Consider the following 15,595-nt stretch of genomic DNA (forward strand, 5'->3'; position numbering starts at 1 on the left):
CCGACATCAATCAGCCCAGTGGACGCGCAGGCGCGCGCCGTCCAGATTGATCGCATTGAGGATGGGGTACTGCTGGGCGTCATTGCTGTCCAGCGCTTGGCGCAGCACCTGCAGCTTCTGCTTGCCGCGCAGCAGCAGCAGGCGCTGGCGGCACTGGCGCAGGCCATGCGGGGTCAGGGTGATGCGCAGCGGCCACTGGTTCGCGCCCGGGCAGCCGGTGGCATCCAGCGCCGCGTAGGGCAGGGTGCTTTCCAGTGCGCGGGCCAGGTCCTTCGAGCCGGGGAACAGCGAGGCGGTGTGGCCGTCGTTGCCCATGCCCAGTGCCACCAGGCTCGGCGGCTGGCTGTGCTGCGCCTGCAGGTTGGCGGTGTACACGCATTCCGGCAGCGGCTTGCCGATCCGCACCAGCGGATCGAAGTGGGCACCCTCGGCGCGCTTGAGCAGATTCTCGCGCACCAGCCAGGCATTGCTGTCGCGATCCTGCGGCGACAGCCAGCGCTCATCGGCCAGGCTCACTTCCACGCGGTCCCAGTGCACGTCCAGTTCGGCCAGCGCCTGGTACACCGGTGCCGGCGTGGTGCCGCCAGACAACAGGATGCGGGCGCGGCCCACTTCGTTGATGTCGTGGTTGAGGGTCTGCGCCATCTCGGCGGCCACCGCCTCGATCCAGCCATCGGCATCGCCGTGCTGGATGAACTCGATGCGGTCGTCGTGGAAGGTGGTGGGGCTCATGCGGCAACTCCAGGTGCGTCACGTTCGGCGTCGGCGGCATAGGCGGCGGCGCCCAGTAGTCCGGCGTGGGGGTGCATCACGGCCAACGAGGGCACCCGCGCCATGATCGAGGAGAAGCGGCCCTTGTGTTCGAAGCGCTGGCGGAACCCGGAGTGCTGCAGCGAATCGAGCATCTTCGGGGTCAGCCCGCCGGTCAGGAACACGCCGTCCCACGCGCCCTGGGTCAGCACCAGGTCGCCTGCGATGGCGCCGAACACGGCGCAGAACACATCGACGGTGCGCATCGCCTGCGGGTCACCGTGCAGGGCGCGGGCGGTCACGTCCACCGGCTGCAGTTGGCCCGGATCGATGCCGGCCATCTCGCATACCGCGCGATGGATGTTGACCAGGCCAGGGCCGCAGATCAGGCGCTCGTTGGAGACGCGGCCGAACTGTTCGGACAGGATCTCCAGGATGCGGATCTCCTCCGGGGTTCCCGGCGGGAAGCTGACATGGCCGCCTTCGGTTTCCAGCGGGTAGCAGCGGCCGTGGCGCAGGATCAGGCCACCGACACCCAGGCCCGTACCCGGCCCGATCACCGCGTAGTTGCGCGGCTGGCCGGGTTTGCCCGGCACCCAGGCCGCACCGCCGACCTGGACCACGTCATCGGGCTGCAGCAGCGAAATCGCCATCGCCTGTGCGGCGAAGTCGTTGATCAGGTGCAGTTCGTTGAAGCCGAGCATGGCGGCGGTGCGGCTGCGCGAGATCACCCACGGGTGGTTGGTGATGCGCGCTTCGTCACCGTCGACGCGACCGGCCACCGCGAACACGCCGCGGCTGGCCGTGGCGCCGATCTGTTCCAGATGGTGGCGCGCGGCATCACCCAGCGACGGGAACTCCGCCACCGCGTACTCGCGGATGCTGTCCTTCTGCAGCGGTGCGTCCTGCGAGGTGTCGGCCAGGGCGAAGCGGGCGTTGGTACCGCCGATGTCGGCGACCAGCACCGGCTGCGAGCTGGCACTCATGCCGACGCTCCGCTGTCCGGCGCGTCCACGCCCTGCGGCAGGAACTCGCCCGCGTTGGCCGGGCCCCACTGGCCGGCGGGGTAGGGTTCCAGCGGCAGCTTGGCATCCTTCCAGGCGTCGGCGACGCTGTCGATCCACGCCCAGGCGGCGCGCACTTCGTCATCGCGCACGAACAGCGTGTGGTTGCCGTTGAAGGCATCCAGGAACAGGCGTTCGTAGGCGATGCGGCGGTGCAGGCCAGTCGGCACCGACAGTTCCAGTTCCAGCGGATGCAGTTCCAGCGCGCCCCATTCCGGGCCGGCCAGGCTGCTCATCAGGCCCAGTTCGATGTTTTCCTGCGGCTGCAGCTGGAACACCAGGCGGTTCGGTGCGGCCTGCGCGCGCTGCGGGCGCTCGAACAGCCAGTGGGTGACCGGCTTCAGCGTGACCACCACGCGGGTGGTGCGTTCGGGCAGGCGCTTGCCGGTGACCAGGTGGAACGGCACGCCGCTCCAGCGCCAGTTGTCGATATGCGCGGTGACCCCGGCGAAGGTCTCCACGTCGCTGCCTTCCGGCGGCTGGTAGGCCTGGGCCGGCTGGCCGTTGATGGTACCGGCAGTGTAACGGCCACGGATGCTGTCACGCGCGGCGTGCTTGGCATCGAGCGGGCGCAGGGCGCGCAGCACCTTGACCTTCTCGTCGCGGATGCGGTCGGCTTCCAGCGAGGCCGGCGGCTCCATCGCCACCATGCACAGCAGCTGCAGGATGTGGCTCTGCACCATGTCGCGCAGCGCGCCTGAGCGGGCGTAGTAGGCGTCGCGGCCATCCACGCCTTCGCTCTCGGCCACCAGGATGTGCACCGATTCGATGTAGTTGCGGTTCCACACCGCTTCCAGCAGCGTGTTGCCGAAGCGCAGCGCGATCAGGTTCTGCACTGCGGCCTTGCCCAGGTAGTGGTCGAGGCGGAACACGCGGTCCTCGTCGATCCACTGGCCGATGGTGCTGATGATTTCCTCGGCGCTCTCGCTGTCGCTGCCGATCGGCTTCTCCAGCATCAGGCGTGCCGGTGCGGCGAGGGCGCCACCCTTGGCCAGGCCTTCGCAGGTGGAGATGTACAGGCCCGGCGGAATGGCCAGGTAGCTGACGCACTTGCGGTGCACCAGGTCGGAGACCGCGGCGGCAACCGAGTCGACGTCGCGCAGGTCCACCGAACGATAGTCGATGCGGCGCAGCAGGGCGCTGATGTCGTCCTGCGTGGCCATCGGCATGGCCTGCTGCAGGCGCGGCCGCAGGATGTCATGGAAGGCTTCGGTGTCATGCCCGGACAGGGCCAGCGCACGGATGCGGAAGTCCTCCGGCAGCAGGCCGTCGCCAAGCAGGCGAAGCAGCGAAGGGAACAGGTAGCGCTGGGCCAGATCACCTGTGGCACCGAACAGGAAGAGGGTGTCGTGCATCGCTCGAGTTTCAGATCCGGGTGACATCGTTGTCAATCGCTTCATGGCTGGGTTCGGGGGACATCCGCGCAACTGCCTGTCCGAGGTTCGTCAGGTGCGATCTCCGGGGTAGCGGAAGACCGTTCCATTCGAAACCACTGCCTCGGCGGAACCTTCGTTCAACCGCCGACGCAGATCGGTGCGCACCGATCATCGGATAGTGCCACGTGAAAACGTTTACATGGCAGAATGGGCAACTGTATTCGATTGCAGTGCTCGCCGTCATGCGGCAGGCGCGCAATCATCACTGCCATCGGGAGGGCCGAGGCAGTCCCAAAAGACAGCCCGGCTTCGGGCGGACCGGATAGGTGATATGGCAAAAGTGCAGTTGCAGGGTGTGCGCAAGGTCTATGACAACGGCCAGGTCGCGGTGAAGGACGCCAGCTTCGAGGTCGCCGATGGCGAGCTGATGGTGCTGGTCGGTCCGTCCGGCTGTGGCAAGTCGACCCTGCTGCGGATGGTGGCTGGCCTGGAGGAGATCAGCGGCGGCACGCTGACCATCGGTGATCGCGTGGTCAACGACGTGGCGCCGAAGGACCGCGACATCGCCATGGTGTTCCAGAGCTACGCGCTGTACCCGCACATGACCGTGGCCGAGAACCTGGCCTTCGGCCTGAAGCTGCGCGGGCATGACAAGGCGACCATCGACAAGCGCATCGCCGAAGCAGCGCAGACCCTGGGCCTGACCGAGATGATGGACAAGCTGCCCAAGGCGATGTCCGGTGGCCAGCGCCAGCGTGTTGCGCTGGGCCGTGCACTGGTGCGCGAGCCGGCGGTGTTCCTGCTGGACGAGCCGCTGTCCAACCTCGACGCCAAGCTGCGCCACAGCGTGCGTACCGAGATCGCGCAGCTGCATCGCAAGCTGGGCACCACCATGATCTACGTGACGCACGACCAGGTCGAAGCAATGACCCTGGGCCAGCGCATCGTGGTGCTGAAGGACGGCATCATCCAGCAGATCGATACGCCGATGGCGCTGTACGACCGCCCGGCCAATCTGTTCGTGGCCGGTTTCCTCGGCAGCCCGGCGATGAACGTGCTGCGTGGCACGCTGCAGGGCGATGCCGGTGGCGTGACCGTGGTCGACGGCGAATGGCGGGCACCGCTGGGCCAGGCCACGATCGATCCGGCGTGGCTGCAGAAGCCGATCGCGGTGGGCGTGCGCCCGGAACACCTGCAGCCGGCCCGTGCCGATGATGCGCATGCATTTGCCGCACGCATTGAAGGCATCGAACCGGTCGGCAACGAGATCTTCGTCAACCTGAGCAGTGGCCAGCACGCGCTGACCATGCGCGTGGCGCCGCAGTCGCTGCCGGCGGTGGGCGAGCAGATCCGCGTGGCGATCCACCCGCAGGGCCTGCACTTCTTCAACCCGGAATCCGGCGAGCGGCTGTAACGGGTAGTGCCGGCCGCTGGCCGGCAACTTCAACCATGCATGGTTGCCGGCCAGCGGCCGGCACTACCATTCCTTCATCCACCGGGCTCAGCGCGCCAGGCCATCCAGCAACGGCATGCGCTGCGCGATCGCATCACCCACCTGCAGATCAGCGTCGCTGGCTTCCAGTGGCAGCACCGCCAGTGCCAGGTCGCCGGCCACGCAGGCAATCGTGCCCAGCGCTGCGCCATCCTGCTGCACGCCATCGCCGGCCTGCGCCGGTGCCGCGGTATGCAGCAGCTGCACCGCGCGCTTGGCTTTGCCGAGGAAGTGGGTGCGGGCGACGATTTCCTGGCCGGGATAGCAGCCCTTCTTCACGCTGTAACCGTTCAGGCGGTCCAACCCCAGCTGCTGCGGGGTCCACACTTCGCGCTGGCTTTCTTCCAGCCGCGGCAGGCCATAGCGCAGGTCGGCCTGGCGCCAGGCCAGGGTGAAGGCGGCCTCATCGGCTTCGCTGCCGGCGGCGAAGGCATCGGCGCTGCCGATACGCAGAGTGCGCGGCAGGGCATCGCTGCCCAGGTCCAGCTCCCAACCGTCACCTGCGGTCTGCGCAATCGCGGCGCCGCTGGCGGCCTCGGGTGCGGTGAACGCGCCGGCCACGGCCAGATCGCTGCGCACCTGCACCTTCACCTTGCGGCGGAACACGAAGCGCTGCAGTTGCGACGCAATCGCATCGGCATCGCCGTCGGCCAGCACCAGCGTCACGTGGTCGTCGGCCAGCCGAAGCAGCTGGAACACCGCCAGGGTGCGGCCCTTGGCGCTCAGCCAGGCACTCCACTGCCAGTGCTGCAGGGGCAGGGCGGTGACATCGCTGCTGAACTGGGCGTGGGCAAAGACAGCCGCATCCGGGCCTTGCAGGCTCAGCAGCTGGTGGCCGGGCAGGCGCGGATATCCGACGAAAGCAGGGGGCAGGTTGTCAGGCACGTGAACGAGGTCTAAAATTTGTGCGTTGCGAGACCGAACATGATAGGCCAAACAACCCCCACTCCCGACGACGAATCTGAAGCCCCGCTGGTCCCCGCGGCACCCGTGCCCGTGGAACAGGAAAAAGCAGAAGAATTCGGCGGCCGCGGCGGACTTGATCCGGTGCGGTATGGCGATTGGGAGAAAAACGGACGCTGCATCGATTTCTGATCAGCATTGAGCCAACGCGGCCGCGTGCCGCCCAGCCGAGACAACGAGCCCAGCGAATGGCGACCAGACAACGCCCACTTTCCCCGCACCTTCAGGTGTATCGCTGGCAGATTCAGATGGCCACCTCGATCCTGCATCGAGCCACTGGCGTCTTTCTGTCTGTTGGTGCCCTCATCATCGCCGCCGGCCTGCTGGCCCTGATGATGGGGCCCGAGTCCTGGAACTGCTTCACCGGCCATGCCGGGGCCTGGTATGGCCGCGTGTTCCTGTTCGCGTGGACATGGTCGTTCGCCTATCACCTGTGCAATGGCATCCGCCATGTGGTGCAGGACTTCGCCATCGGCTTCAGCATCCCCGCCTTCATCCGCAGCAGCTGGCTGTCGGTCATCGGCAGCCTGGTGATCACCCTGCTGGTGTGGGCCTATGTGATGTTCGGAGGTGCCGCGTGAGCAAGTTCCGTACCCCGTTGAAGAGCGTGCGTGGCCTTGGCTCGGCCAAGACCGGCACCGAGCACTTCGTGCACCAGCGCCTGACCGCCGCCGCCCTGGTGGCGTTGGGCATCTGGTTCCTGGTCTTCGTGCTGGGCCTGCTGGGCTCGGACTACGCGACCGCCGCCGCCGCCGTGGCCAAGCCGTGGAACGCCGTGCCGCTGATCGGCCTGCTGATCGCCATGTTCTGGCACGCGCAGCTCGGCATGCAGGTCGTGCTGGAAGACTACATCCACGAATCGCTGCTGGCCCTGGTGCTGCAGACCGCGGTGAAGTTCGTCGCCGTGCTCGGCATGATCGTCAGTGTGTTTGCGGTGGGCCGCATCGCCCTCGGCGTTGCCTGAGCCCAGGCACCTACACAGGAATCCAGATTAGATGTCCGCTTACAAGATCACCGAACACAAGTACGACATGGTCGTGGTGGGCGCCGGCGGCGCCGGCCTGCGCGCCACGTTCGGCCTGGCCGCCAAGGGCCTGCAGACCGTGTGCCTGACCAAGGTCTTCCCGACCCGTTCGCACACCGTTGCCGCCCAGGGCGGTATCTCGGCCGCACTCGCCAACATGGGCGAGGACGACTGGCGCTACCACTTCTTCGACACCATCAAGGGTTCGGACTGGCTGGGCGACCAGGACGCCATCGAATACATGTGCCGTGAGGCCATCCCGGCCATCATCGAGCTCGAACACTACGGCGTGCCGTTCTCGCGCACCGCCGAAGGCAAGATCTACCAGCGTCCGTTCGGTGGCATGACCACCAAGTACGGCGAAGGCCCGGCGGCGCAGCGTACCTGCGCGGCGGCCGACCGTACCGGCCACGCGATGCTGCACACCCTGTACCAGCAGTCGCTGAAGCACGATGCGCGCTTCATGATCGAGTACTTCGCGCTCGACCTGATCTTCGACGACGAAGGCGCCTGCCGCGGCGTGCTGGCTCTGGACATGTCCGACGGCACCCTGCACCTGTTCCGCGCCCAGGGCGTGGTGCTGGCCACCGGCGGTTACGGCCGTGCCTACTTCAGCGCCACCTCGGCGCACACCTGCACCGGTGACGGTGGCGGCCTGGCCATGCGTGCCGGCATCGCCATGCAGGACATGGAGTTCGTGCAGTTCCACCCGACCGGCATCTACGGCGCCGGCTGCCTGATCACCGAGGGTGTCCGCGGTGAAGGCGGCATCCTGCGCAACAGCAGCGGCGAGCGCTTCATGGAGCGTTACGCACCGCACTACAAGGATCTGGCCTCGCGCGACGTGGTCAGCCGTTCGATGACCATCGAGATCCGCGAAGGCCGCGGCGTCGGCGAGCACAAGGACCACATCCTGCTCGACCTGACCCACCTTGGCCCGGGCGTGATCGACGAGAAGCTGCCGGGCATTGCCGAGAGCGCCCGCATCTTCGCCGGCGTCGACGTGCACAAGCAGCCGATCCCGGTGATCCCGACCGTGCACTACAACATGGGCGGCATTCCGACCAATTACCACGGCGAAGTGGTGCGCAAGGATGGCGACAACCCCGATGCGGTGATCCCGGGCCTGTACGCGATCGGCGAAGCCGCCTGCGTGTCGGTGCACGGTGCCAACCGCCTCGGCTCGAACTCGCTGCTGGACCTGGTGGTGTTCGGTCGTGCGGTGGCCAACCGTTGCGCCGAGACCATCAAGCCGGGCGCGTCGCACAAGCCGCTGGCGGCCGATGCCTGCGACAAGGCGCTGGGCCTGCTGGACAAGCTGCGCCACGCCAACGGCGATACCCCGACCTCGGTCATCCGCGATCGCATGCAGCGCACCATGCAGGCCGACGCGGCGGTCTTCCGCACCAGCCAGACGCTGAAGGAAGGCTGCGAGAAGATGGACAAGATCTTCGACTCGTTCCAGGACGTGAAGGTCTCCGACCGTTCGCTGGTCTGGAACTCGGACCTGATCGAGACCTACGAGCTGAACAACCTGCTGCTCAACGCGGTGGCGACGATCAACTCGGCCGAACAGCGCAAGGAAAGCCGCGGCGCGCATGCGCACGAGGACTATCCGGACCGCGACGACGTCAACTGGCAGAAGCACACCCTGGTCAGCGTCGACGAGAAGGGCAAGTGCAGCTTCGACTACCGTCCGGTGCACATGTACACGTTGACCGACGACGTGTCCGTGGTGCCGCCGAAGCCGCGCGTGTACTGATCCGACCCCGCCTACCATGCAATCCGCGCCCACGGGCGCGGGCCGCCTGAGCCAACGAGAGCAGCCATGGCCGAGTTTTCACTCCCCAAGAATTCCAAGATCACGAAGGGCAAGCACTTCCCCGTCAAGAACGGCGGCAAGAACGTGCGCACCTTCAAGATCTACCGCTGGAGTCCGGACGACGACAGCAACCCGCGCACCGATACCTATGAAGTCGATCTGGACGCCTGTGGCCCGATGGTCCTGGACGCCCTGATCAAGATCAAGAACGAGATCGACCCGACCCTGACCTTCCGCCGCTCCTGCCGCGAAGGTATCTGTGGTTCGTGCGCGATGAACATCGACGGCACCAACACCCTGGCCTGCACCCGAGCCATCTCGGACTGCGGCAAGAAGGAAGTGCCGATCTACCCGCTGCCGCACATGAACGTGGTCAAGGATCTGGTTCCGGACCTGACCCACTTCTACGCGCAGTACGCCTCGATCAAGCCGTGGATCCGCACCCAGACTCCGGCACCGCCGGATCGTGAGCGCCTGCAGTCGCCGGAAGACCGCAAGAAGCTGGACGGCCTGTACGAGTGCATCCTGTGCGCCTGCTGCTCGACCAGCTGCCCGAGCTACTGGTGGAACGGCGAGCGTTACCTGGGCCCGGCGATCCTGCTGCAGGCCTACCGCTGGATCATCGACTCGCGCGATGAGGACACCGGTGTGCGCCTGGACGATCTGGAAGATCCGTTCAAGCTGTACCGCTGCCACACCATCATGAACTGCGCCCGGACCTGCCCGAAGGGCCTGAACCCGGCGCTGGCGATCGCCGAGATCAAGAAGCTGATGATGGAACGCCGCGCCTGATCAGGCCTGGCTGTACCCGGTAGAGCCACGCCACGCGTGGCTGTGCCACCCCAGTAGAGCCACGCCATGCGTGGCTGTGCCACCCCAGTAGAGCCACGCCATGCGTGGCTTTGCTGTATCTGGAGAAACATGATGGAAGAAGACGTTCTGCTGAAGAAGCTGCGCTGGCGTTGCCGCCGCGGCATGCGTGAGCTGGACCAGCTGTTCGGTCGCTACCTGGACCACGAATGGAGCACTGCGCCGACCGAAGAGCGCGAGGTTTTCCTGTTCCTGCTCGACTGCGAGGACGATAAGTTGTGGCGCTGGTTCATGGGCTATGAGGCCTGTCCACATGCGCACGCGATCCCCCTCATGCAGAAGATCCTCGCCCTCAAGCCTTGAGTGGCGCCCCTCGCGGCTGCAGGCTGCCGCCCAGTTGGCGGTGCTGCTGGCTGCGCCCTGGCTGCTGCGCGCATCGGATCTGCCTTCACGGTTGCTGATGCCCGCGGTGGTGCTGGCCTGGGTCATCGGGTTGGCCGAACTGGCCTGGCGACAGCGCAGGCCGCGCGTGCAGGTGCTTCTGCCAGCACCGCCCGAGCCGCTGCAGGTGGCCGGGCAGGACGCCGATACACCCCAGCTGGTCGTGCGTGGTCCATGGCTGTTGTTGCTCTGGCGTGAGGATCGCCGCCGCCGGCGCCTGCTGTTCTGGCCGGATGTGCTCGATTCCGGGCAGCGACGTGAACTGCGACTGGCCGTGGCCGCACGTGGCGTTTCCCGTAGGCCCCGGTCGATGGCACCATAAGCTGAATTGACCGGCGTGCCTGCATGTTCAAACCCATTCCCGTGGCCATTGGCCTGCGCTACCTGCGCGCCAAGCGCCGCAACGGCTTTATCTCCTTCATCTCGATGGCATCGATCCTGGGCATCGCGCTCGGCGTCACGGTGCTGATCACCACCTTGGCGGTGATGAGCGGTTTCCAGAAGGAAATCCGCAGCCGCCTGCTGCAGATGACCGCGCACACCACCATCAGCCGCGACGGCGAGCCGATGCCGGACTGGATGCGCGTAGTCGACGTGGCCAGCAAGGACCCGCGCGTGGCCGGTGCTGCGCCGTACATCGAGATCCAGTCGATGATCAGCGGCCCGCGCGTGCAGGGCGCGATCATCCAGGGCATCGATCCGGCGCTGGAGCCGAAGGTATCGGTGATCGACAAGAAGGTCACCAAGGGCAGCTATGACAGCCTCACGCCGGGCAGCTTCAACCTGCTGCTGGGCAAGGAGCTGGCGATCTGGCTGGGCGTGGACGTTGGCGATCAGGTGCTGGTGACGTTCGCCGAAGTGCAGGGCACGCCTGCCGGTGCGGTGCCACGGATGAAACGCTTTACCGTGAGCGGAATTTTCGAGGCCGGCTACAACGAGGTCGACCGCGGCGTCGGCTTCGCCAACATGCAGGACCTGGAGCGCGTGCTGCGCAGCGACGGTGCCACCGGCGTGCGGCTGAAACTGCACGACATGGACCGCTCGCTGGAAGTGGGCGTGGACCTCGCGCAGAACCTCGGTGGTGCGTACCGCGTGAGTGACTGGACCCAGCAGAACGCCAACCTCTACCACTCGCTGCGCATGGAGAAGGTGGTGATGGGCATCCTGCTGTCGCTGATCATCGCCATGGGCGCGTTCAACCTGGTGTCCTCGCAGGTGATGCTGGTCACTGACAAGCAGGCCGACATCGCCATCCTGCGCACGCTCGGCCTGACCCCGGGCGGGGTGATGCAGGTGTTCATGGTGCAGGGTTCGCTGATCGGCATCTTCGGCACGCTGGCCGGCCTGATCGGTGGCATCACCCTCACACTCAACCTGGAGCGCATCCTCGGTGCCATCGAGAGCGTGTTCAACGTCAAGCTGATGCCGGAGGATGTGTACTACATCACCGGCCTGCCGACCGACATGCAGACCGGCGACGTGGTGGCGATCACCGTGGTCGCGCTGCTGATGAGCTTCCTGGCCACCCTGTATCCCGCCTGGCGGGCAGCACGCACCCAGCCGGCGGAGGCCCTGCGTTATGAATAAGGTCTTCAACCGCGGCGATGAAGTGATCCGCGCCGAAGCACTGGGCAAGACCTACGCCGAAGGGCGCATGCAGACCCCGGTGTTCGATGGCCTGGACCTGACCGTGACCGCCGGCGAAACGGTGGCGATCATCGGTGCCTCCGGCGCCGGCAAGAGCACGCTGCTGCACCTGCTGGGTGGCCTGGACATTCCGACCGCCGGCGAGGTCTATGTGACCGGCCAGCGCATGTCAGCGCTGTCCGATACCGCGCGCGGCCTGCTGCGCAACCAGGCGCTGGGCTTCGTCTACCAGTTCCACCACCTGCTGCCTGAGTTCACCGCGCTGGAAAACGTGATGATGCCGGTACTGCTGGCCGGTACTGCAGTAGCCGAGGCGAGCAGCCGGGCCACCACGCTGCTGGAAGCGGTCGGCCTTGGCCATCGCCTGGACCACAAGCCCGGCGAACTGTCCGGTGGCGAACGCCAGCGTGCCGCAGTGGCGCGTGCGCTGGTCAATCATCCGGCCTGCGTGCTCGGGGACGAGCCGACCGGCAACCTGGATGACCGCACGGCTGCAACGGTGTTCGAGCTGATGCTGGAGCTCAACCGGGCGCGGCATACCAGCCTGGTGCTGGTGACCCACGACCGCAGCCTGGCACGGCGCCTGGACCGGGTGCTGGAGCTGCGCGAGGGGCGCCTGCACGCGCTGGCCCACGCCGACGTCTGAGGCGCTGGGCCCGCTTTGGTGGAAGCCGACCTTGGTCGGCTGCTCTTGCAGGGCAAGCACCAACCAAGGTTGGCGGCTACCGGAATCCGGAGCCTTGGGCCTGCTTGGGGCGACCGCCGACCAGCTGCTGAATGGGGTACTGGCTTTCGCGCCGGCGTTGTCTGCGCAGGCGCATGATGGCGACAGTTCCCCGAGGAGATCGCCATGAAGACCCCGATCCTGATGGCCGGACTCTGCCTGGCCCTGGCCGCCTGCGCGACCACCGGCCGGCTCAGCTCTGCCGAGAAACTTGACCTGTACCGTGCCCATGCCGGCGCGCCGCAGAACGACATGCAGTTCTTCGGCAGCCTCAACGGCTGGACCGAACTGGGTGACAGCGCGTTGGCGGTGTGGACGCGTCCCAGCGAGGCCTATCTGCTGGAATTGAGGGGTCCCTGCCAGGACCTGCCGTATGCCACCGCCATCGGCCTGACCAGCCAGATGAACCGTGTTTCGGCGCGATTCGACAAGGTGCTGGTGCGCGACCCTGCCGGTGGCCCGCGCATGCCGTGCTTCATCGACAGCATCCGCAAGCTGGACGTGAAGGCGCTGCGCGCCTCCGAGCAGGAGCTGCGCCAAGCGCAGGTGCAGGAGCGCGAGGAAAGCACGAAATAGCGTGGTAGTGCCGGCCGCTGGCCGGCATCGCGCAGATGCCAGGTTGCCGGCCAGCGGCCGGCACTACCTGTGTGTCAGGCTTCCGGGGTGAAGCCGGCCGGCTTTTCCGCGTCCTTCTCGAACAGGAACTTGACCAGCTCGCCTTCAAGGAACGCGCGATGCTCCGGCGTGCGCGGCGACAGGCGGTTCTCGTTGATCAGCATGGTCTGGTGCGCCAGCCACGCAGCCCACGCCTGCTTGCCGATGCTGTTGAAGATGCGCTGGCCCAGTTCGCCGGGGTAGGGCACGAAGTCCAGGCCCTCGGCATCGCGTTGTTCGTACTGGCAGAAGACGGTTCGGGACATGGCATTCACTCGTGGTTGCGGGGTTTCTTGGAATTTCGTTTCGGCGTATTGATCGTTGCGCCGTCGAGCAGTTTGCGGATCGGTGCCGGCAGGCCCAGCGCGTGCAGTTCGTCGCTGGCGACCCAGCGCAGCGTGGGTTCTTCCATGCGCAGTCCGTGTACCTGCCGCGACAATACCTGCAGATGCAGCTTGTAGTGGCTGAAGGTGTGCTGCAGCACTGGCAGCTCTTCGGCCTCTTCCAGCGAGCCGTCGACGTGCACGTCGAACCAGTCCTGCAGCACGCTGCCGGCATCGGCCTGCGGCAGCGTCCACAACTGCGCCCAGATGCCGGTGTCCGGCCGCTTCTGCAGCAGCACACGCTGCTGGGCGTCGCGCAGCAGCAGCGCAACGGCCTCGCGCTCGGGCAGGGTCTTGCTGGGCCTGGGCGTGGGTAGTTCAGCCGTGCGGCCTTCGCGCCGTGCCACGCAGTCATCCTGCAACGGGCAGATCACGCAGGCCGGTTTGGCACGGCTGCACACCGTCGCGCCCAGGTCCATCTGCGCCTGCGTGTAGTCGGCCATGCGCCCGGCCGGCACCTGCGCCACATGCGCCTCGGCGATCGCCCACAGCTGCTTCTCGATGGCCGGCAGCCCGGGGAAGCCATCGATGCCGTGGTAGCGGCTGAGCACCCGCTTGACGTTGCCATCGAGGATCGCGAACGGGTCGTTCCAGGCCTGGCTGAGGATCGCACCGGCGGTGCTGCGGCCGATGCCGGGCAGGGCATGCAATGCATCGAAATCACGCGGCAGGTCGCCGTCGTGCAGTTCCATGCAGCGCTTAGCAGCGGCATGCAGGTTGCGTGCGCGGGCGTAGTAGCCGAGCCCGGCCCACTGCGCCATCACCGCGTCGTTGCTGGCTGCGGCAAGGTCGGGCAGGGTCGGGAAGTGCTGCAGGAACCGCTGGAAATACGGGATGACCGTACTCACCTGGGTCTGCTGCAGCATGATTTCCGACAGCCAGACCCGGTAGGGACTGCGTGGGTGCTGCCAGGGCAGGTCGTGGCGGCCGTGGTCGTCGAACCAATGCAGCAGGTGGGCGACGAAGTCGTCAGTCTGCGTGGTTCCGGCGCTGGCGTGCGGCTGGCGGGGCATCGGTGTTCCAGAGAGGCAGCCACCCGTGGGGTGGCTCTACTGGATTGCAGTAGAGCCACGCCATGCGTGGCTGCACGGTGTATCAGGCGCCCAGCGCTTCGGGCAGCAGGGCGTCGACGAAAGCTTCCGGGTCGAACACGCGCAGGTCTTCCGGGCGCTCGCCGATGCCGGCGAAACGGATCGGAATGCCGAACTCGCGGGCCAGCGCGAACACCACGCCGCCCTTGGCGGTGCCGTCCAGCTTGGTCACCACCAGCCCGGTCACGTTCACTGCGGCATTGAACTGGCGCAGCTGCGACAGCGCGTTCTGGCCAGTGGTGCCGTCGATCACCATCAGCACTTCGTGCGGGGCGGTGGGGTCGATCTTGCCGAGCACGCGGCGGATCTTGCCCAGCTCGTTCATCAGGCCGGACTGGGTATGCAGGCGGCCGGCGGTGTCGGCGATCAGCACCGAGGTGCCACGGGCCTTGCCGGCCTGCAGCGCGTCGAATGCCACCGAAGCGGCATCGGCGTTCTGCCCCTGCGCGACCACGGCCACGCCGTTGCGCTCGCCCCAGGCCTGCAGCTGTGCCACGGCGGCGGCGCGGAAGGTGTCACCGGCGGCCAGCATCAGGCTGTGGCCATCGTCCTTGAAGCGCTTGGCCAGCTTGCCGATGGTGGTGGTCTTGCCGACGCCGTTGACGCCGACGGTGAGCACCACGAAGGGCTTGGCGTTGCGGTCGATCACCAGCGGCTTGGCCACCGGCTGCAGGATCGCGATCAGCTCCGCGCGCAGCGCGGCCAGCAGCGCATTGGCGTCGGCGAACTCGCGCGACTTCATGCGCTTGCGCAGGCCCTCGACCAGGTCGGTGGTGGCGCCCACGCCGACGTCGGCGGTGATCAGTGCGGTTTCCAGCTCGTCCAGCAGGTCGTCGTCAAGCTTGGGGTTGCGCGAGAACAGGCCACCAAAGCTGCGCGCGATGACGCTGTTGCGCAGGCGCTCGCGCCAGCCGGGCTTGCCAGCCGGCGCCGGAACGGCGTCGATCGAGGCGGCGGCAGGCAGGTCGTCGGTGACCGGTGCCGGTGTCGGTGCCGGGGTGGGCTCAGGCAGCGGTACGGGGGCCGGTTCGATGGCCGGAGTCGCGATAGGGGCGACGTCGATCTGAGCCGTCGGCGCAGGAGCTGCCGGAACCGGTGCGGCTGGGGCCGGAATAACCGGGGTGGGCTCGACAGCGACCGGAACGGCGGTTGCTGGGGGCGGCTCGACCGGTACAGGCTCGGCCGGTACTGCTACCGGCGCCGGCTCCTTGTCCTCGACCGGCGCGGCCGACGGGAATGCCGCCGCCAGCTCTTCAGCCGAGTAGTGCTGGGTCTTGGGCGCCTCCGTTGCGGGGGCATCCTGGGGCTTCTTGCGGCGGAAAAAACTGAGCATTGGCAAAAGGCGCTGAAATCA

Annotated in this window: 18 protein-coding genes; 11 read left to right on the forward strand and 7 right to left on the reverse strand. The window is 67.0% G+C overall.

Features of this window, described 5'->3' with window-relative positions; translation table 11 throughout:
• Positions 1-6 precede the first annotated feature (6 nt).
• Genes pgl through zwf form a run of 3 tightly spaced genes read right to left on the reverse strand, consistent with a single transcriptional unit; the run spans position 7 to position 3,169 of the window.
• A complete protein-coding gene (pgl, locus tag ACZK3W_RS08775) occupies positions 7-732 on the reverse strand; it encodes a 6-phosphogluconolactonase (protein ID WP_049423528.1) in 726 nt (241 codons plus the stop codon).
• Positions 729-1,736 carry a glucokinase gene (glk, locus tag ACZK3W_RS08780; protein ID WP_049400948.1) on the reverse strand — a complete coding sequence of 336 codons (1,008 nt, stop codon included), beginning with the start codon at positions 1,734-1,736 and terminating at the stop codon, positions 729-731. Before glk ends, pgl begins: the two co-directional genes overlap by 4 nt.
• Complete coding sequence (gene zwf, locus ACZK3W_RS08785) at positions 1,733-3,169, reverse strand: glucose-6-phosphate dehydrogenase (protein WP_049400949.1); 1,437 nt, start codon at positions 3,167-3,169, stop codon at positions 1,733-1,735. Before zwf ends, glk begins: the two co-directional genes overlap by 4 nt.
• Before the next feature lie 352 nt (positions 3,170-3,521).
• On the opposite strand from zwf, the gene ACZK3W_RS08790 reads away from it, so the two are divergent.
• Complete coding sequence (locus ACZK3W_RS08790; protein ID WP_369353732.1) at positions 3,522-4,604, forward strand: ABC transporter ATP-binding protein; 1,083 nt, start codon at positions 3,522-3,524, stop codon at positions 4,602-4,604.
• A gap of 87 nt (positions 4,605-4,691) precedes the next feature.
• Here ACZK3W_RS08790 and ygfZ read toward each other — a convergent pair whose 3' ends face one another.
• Complete coding sequence (ygfZ, locus tag ACZK3W_RS08795; RefSeq protein ID WP_478450653.1) at positions 4,692-5,567, reverse strand: CAF17-like 4Fe-4S cluster assembly/insertion protein YgfZ; 876 nt, start codon at positions 5,565-5,567, stop codon at positions 4,692-4,694.
• A 39-nt stretch (positions 5,568-5,606) separates the two neighbouring features.
• Between ygfZ and ACZK3W_RS08800 the strand changes: the two genes are divergently transcribed.
• From ACZK3W_RS08800 to ACZK3W_RS08845, 10 genes are all read left to right on the forward strand, one after another.
• Positions 5,607-5,777: a DUF1674 domain-containing protein gene (locus ACZK3W_RS08800; protein ID WP_005409075.1), complete on the forward strand. Its 171-nt coding sequence runs from the start codon at positions 5,607-5,609 to the stop codon at positions 5,775-5,777.
• Between the two features lie 56 nt (positions 5,778-5,833).
• Positions 5,834-6,226 carry a succinate dehydrogenase, cytochrome b556 subunit gene (gene sdhC / locus ACZK3W_RS08805; protein ID WP_024958620.1) on the forward strand — a complete coding sequence of 131 codons (393 nt, stop codon included), beginning with the start codon at positions 5,834-5,836 and terminating at the stop codon, positions 6,224-6,226.
• Entirely contained in the window at positions 6,223-6,609 is a 387-nt protein-coding gene (sdhD, locus tag ACZK3W_RS08810; RefSeq protein ID WP_032128865.1) for a succinate dehydrogenase, hydrophobic membrane anchor protein, read from the forward strand. Before sdhC ends, sdhD begins: the two co-directional genes overlap by 4 nt.
• Positions 6,610-6,640: 31 nt before the next feature.
• Positions 6,641-8,431, forward strand: a complete 1,791-nt coding sequence (gene sdhA, locus ACZK3W_RS08815) for a succinate dehydrogenase flavoprotein subunit (RefSeq protein ID WP_049460632.1) — start codon at positions 6,641-6,643, stop codon at positions 8,429-8,431.
• Between the two features lie 66 nt (positions 8,432-8,497).
• Positions 8,498-9,283, forward strand: a complete 786-nt coding sequence (locus ACZK3W_RS08820; RefSeq protein ID WP_478450654.1) for a succinate dehydrogenase iron-sulfur subunit — start codon at positions 8,498-8,500, stop codon at positions 9,281-9,283.
• 132 nt (positions 9,284-9,415) lie between these two features.
• The gene (locus tag ACZK3W_RS08825; RefSeq protein ID WP_005409080.1) at positions 9,416-9,664 is read left to right on the forward strand and encodes an FAD assembly factor SdhE; all 249 of its coding nucleotides are present in this window, start codon (positions 9,416-9,418) and stop codon (positions 9,662-9,664) included.
• Positions 9,615-10,064, forward strand: coding sequence for a hypothetical protein (locus ACZK3W_RS08830; RefSeq protein ID WP_071229280.1), 450 nt, complete (start codon positions 9,615-9,617; stop codon positions 10,062-10,064). Before ACZK3W_RS08825 ends, ACZK3W_RS08830 begins: the two co-directional genes overlap by 50 nt.
• A gap of 23 nt (positions 10,065-10,087) precedes the next feature.
• Positions 10,088-11,329, forward strand: a complete 1,242-nt coding sequence (locus ACZK3W_RS08835; RefSeq protein WP_099554219.1) for a lipoprotein-releasing ABC transporter permease subunit — start codon at positions 10,088-10,090, stop codon at positions 11,327-11,329.
• Complete coding sequence (lolD, locus tag ACZK3W_RS08840) at positions 11,322-12,035, forward strand: lipoprotein-releasing ABC transporter ATP-binding protein LolD (protein WP_005409083.1); 714 nt, start codon at positions 11,322-11,324, stop codon at positions 12,033-12,035. The genes ACZK3W_RS08835 and lolD overlap by 8 nt, the downstream gene beginning before the upstream one ends.
• A gap of 204 nt (positions 12,036-12,239) precedes the next feature.
• On the forward strand, positions 12,240-12,689 hold the full coding sequence (locus ACZK3W_RS08845) for a DUF6491 family protein (RefSeq protein ID WP_049460626.1): 450 nt from the start codon (positions 12,240-12,242) through the stop codon (positions 12,687-12,689).
• A gap of 74 nt (positions 12,690-12,763) precedes the next feature.
• Here the strand turns inward: ACZK3W_RS08845 and ACZK3W_RS08850 are convergent, their stop codons facing one another.
• The 3 genes from ACZK3W_RS08850 to ftsY all read right to left on the reverse strand — a co-directional run bounded on the left by ACZK3W_RS08850 (position 12,764) and on the right by ftsY (position 15,574).
• Positions 12,764-13,033: an oxidative damage protection protein gene (locus ACZK3W_RS08850; protein WP_049400957.1), complete on the reverse strand. Its 270-nt coding sequence runs from the start codon at positions 13,031-13,033 to the stop codon at positions 12,764-12,766.
• 5 nt (positions 13,034-13,038) lie between these two features.
• Positions 13,039-14,163: an A/G-specific adenine glycosylase gene (mutY, locus tag ACZK3W_RS08855; RefSeq protein WP_478450655.1), complete on the reverse strand. Its 1,125-nt coding sequence runs from the start codon at positions 14,161-14,163 to the stop codon at positions 13,039-13,041.
• Between the two features lie 82 nt (positions 14,164-14,245).
• The gene (ftsY, locus tag ACZK3W_RS08860; protein WP_279913381.1) at positions 14,246-15,574 is read right to left on the reverse strand and encodes a signal recognition particle-docking protein FtsY; all 1,329 of its coding nucleotides are present in this window, start codon (positions 15,572-15,574) and stop codon (positions 14,246-14,248) included.
• Between the last annotated feature and the right edge of the window lie 21 nt (positions 15,575-15,595).

The organism is Stenotrophomonas sp. 80084_Sma (genome assembly GCF_056481995.1).

Coding starts and splice junctions, on each gene's coding strand:
- sdhA (WP_049460632.1), top strand. CDS start 6,641: ATGTCCGCTTACAAGATCACCGAACACAAGTACGACATGGTCGTGGTG.
- ACZK3W_RS08825 (WP_005409080.1), top strand. CDS start 9,416: ATGGAAGAAGACGTTCTGCTGAAGAAGCTGCGCTGGCGTTGCCGCCGC.
- ACZK3W_RS08850 (WP_049400957.1), bottom strand. CDS start 13,033: ATGTCCCGAACCGTCTTCTGCCAGTACGAACAACGCGATGCCGAGGGC.
- zwf (WP_049400949.1), bottom strand. CDS start 3,169: ATGCACGACACCCTCTTCCTGTTCGGTGCCACAGGTGATCTGGCCCAG.
- ftsY (WP_279913381.1), bottom strand. CDS start 15,574: ATGCTCAGTTTTTTCCGCCGCAAGAAGCCCCAGGATGCCCCCGCAACG.
- glk (WP_049400948.1), bottom strand. CDS start 1,736: ATGAGTGCCAGCTCGCAGCCGGTGCTGGTCGCCGACATCGGCGGTACC.
- ACZK3W_RS08845 (WP_049460626.1), top strand. CDS start 12,240: ATGAAGACCCCGATCCTGATGGCCGGACTCTGCCTGGCCCTGGCCGCC.
- ACZK3W_RS08800 (WP_005409075.1), top strand. CDS start 5,607: ATGATAGGCCAAACAACCCCCACTCCCGACGACGAATCTGAAGCCCCG.
- sdhC (WP_024958620.1), top strand. CDS start 5,834: ATGGCGACCAGACAACGCCCACTTTCCCCGCACCTTCAGGTGTATCGC.
- ACZK3W_RS08830 (WP_071229280.1), top strand. CDS start 9,615: ATGCGCACGCGATCCCCCTCATGCAGAAGATCCTCGCCCTCAAGCCTT.
- pgl (WP_049423528.1), bottom strand. CDS start 732: ATGAGCCCCACCACCTTCCACGACGACCGCATCGAGTTCATCCAGCAC.
- ACZK3W_RS08835 (WP_099554219.1), top strand. CDS start 10,088: ATGTTCAAACCCATTCCCGTGGCCATTGGCCTGCGCTACCTGCGCGCC.
- ACZK3W_RS08790 (WP_369353732.1), top strand. CDS start 3,522: ATGGCAAAAGTGCAGTTGCAGGGTGTGCGCAAGGTCTATGACAACGGC.
- ACZK3W_RS08820 (WP_478450654.1), top strand. CDS start 8,498: ATGGCCGAGTTTTCACTCCCCAAGAATTCCAAGATCACGAAGGGCAAG.
- mutY (WP_478450655.1), bottom strand. CDS start 14,163: ATGCCCCGCCAGCCGCACGCCAGCGCCGGAACCACGCAGACTGACGAC.
- lolD (WP_005409083.1), top strand. CDS start 11,322: ATGAATAAGGTCTTCAACCGCGGCGATGAAGTGATCCGCGCCGAAGCA.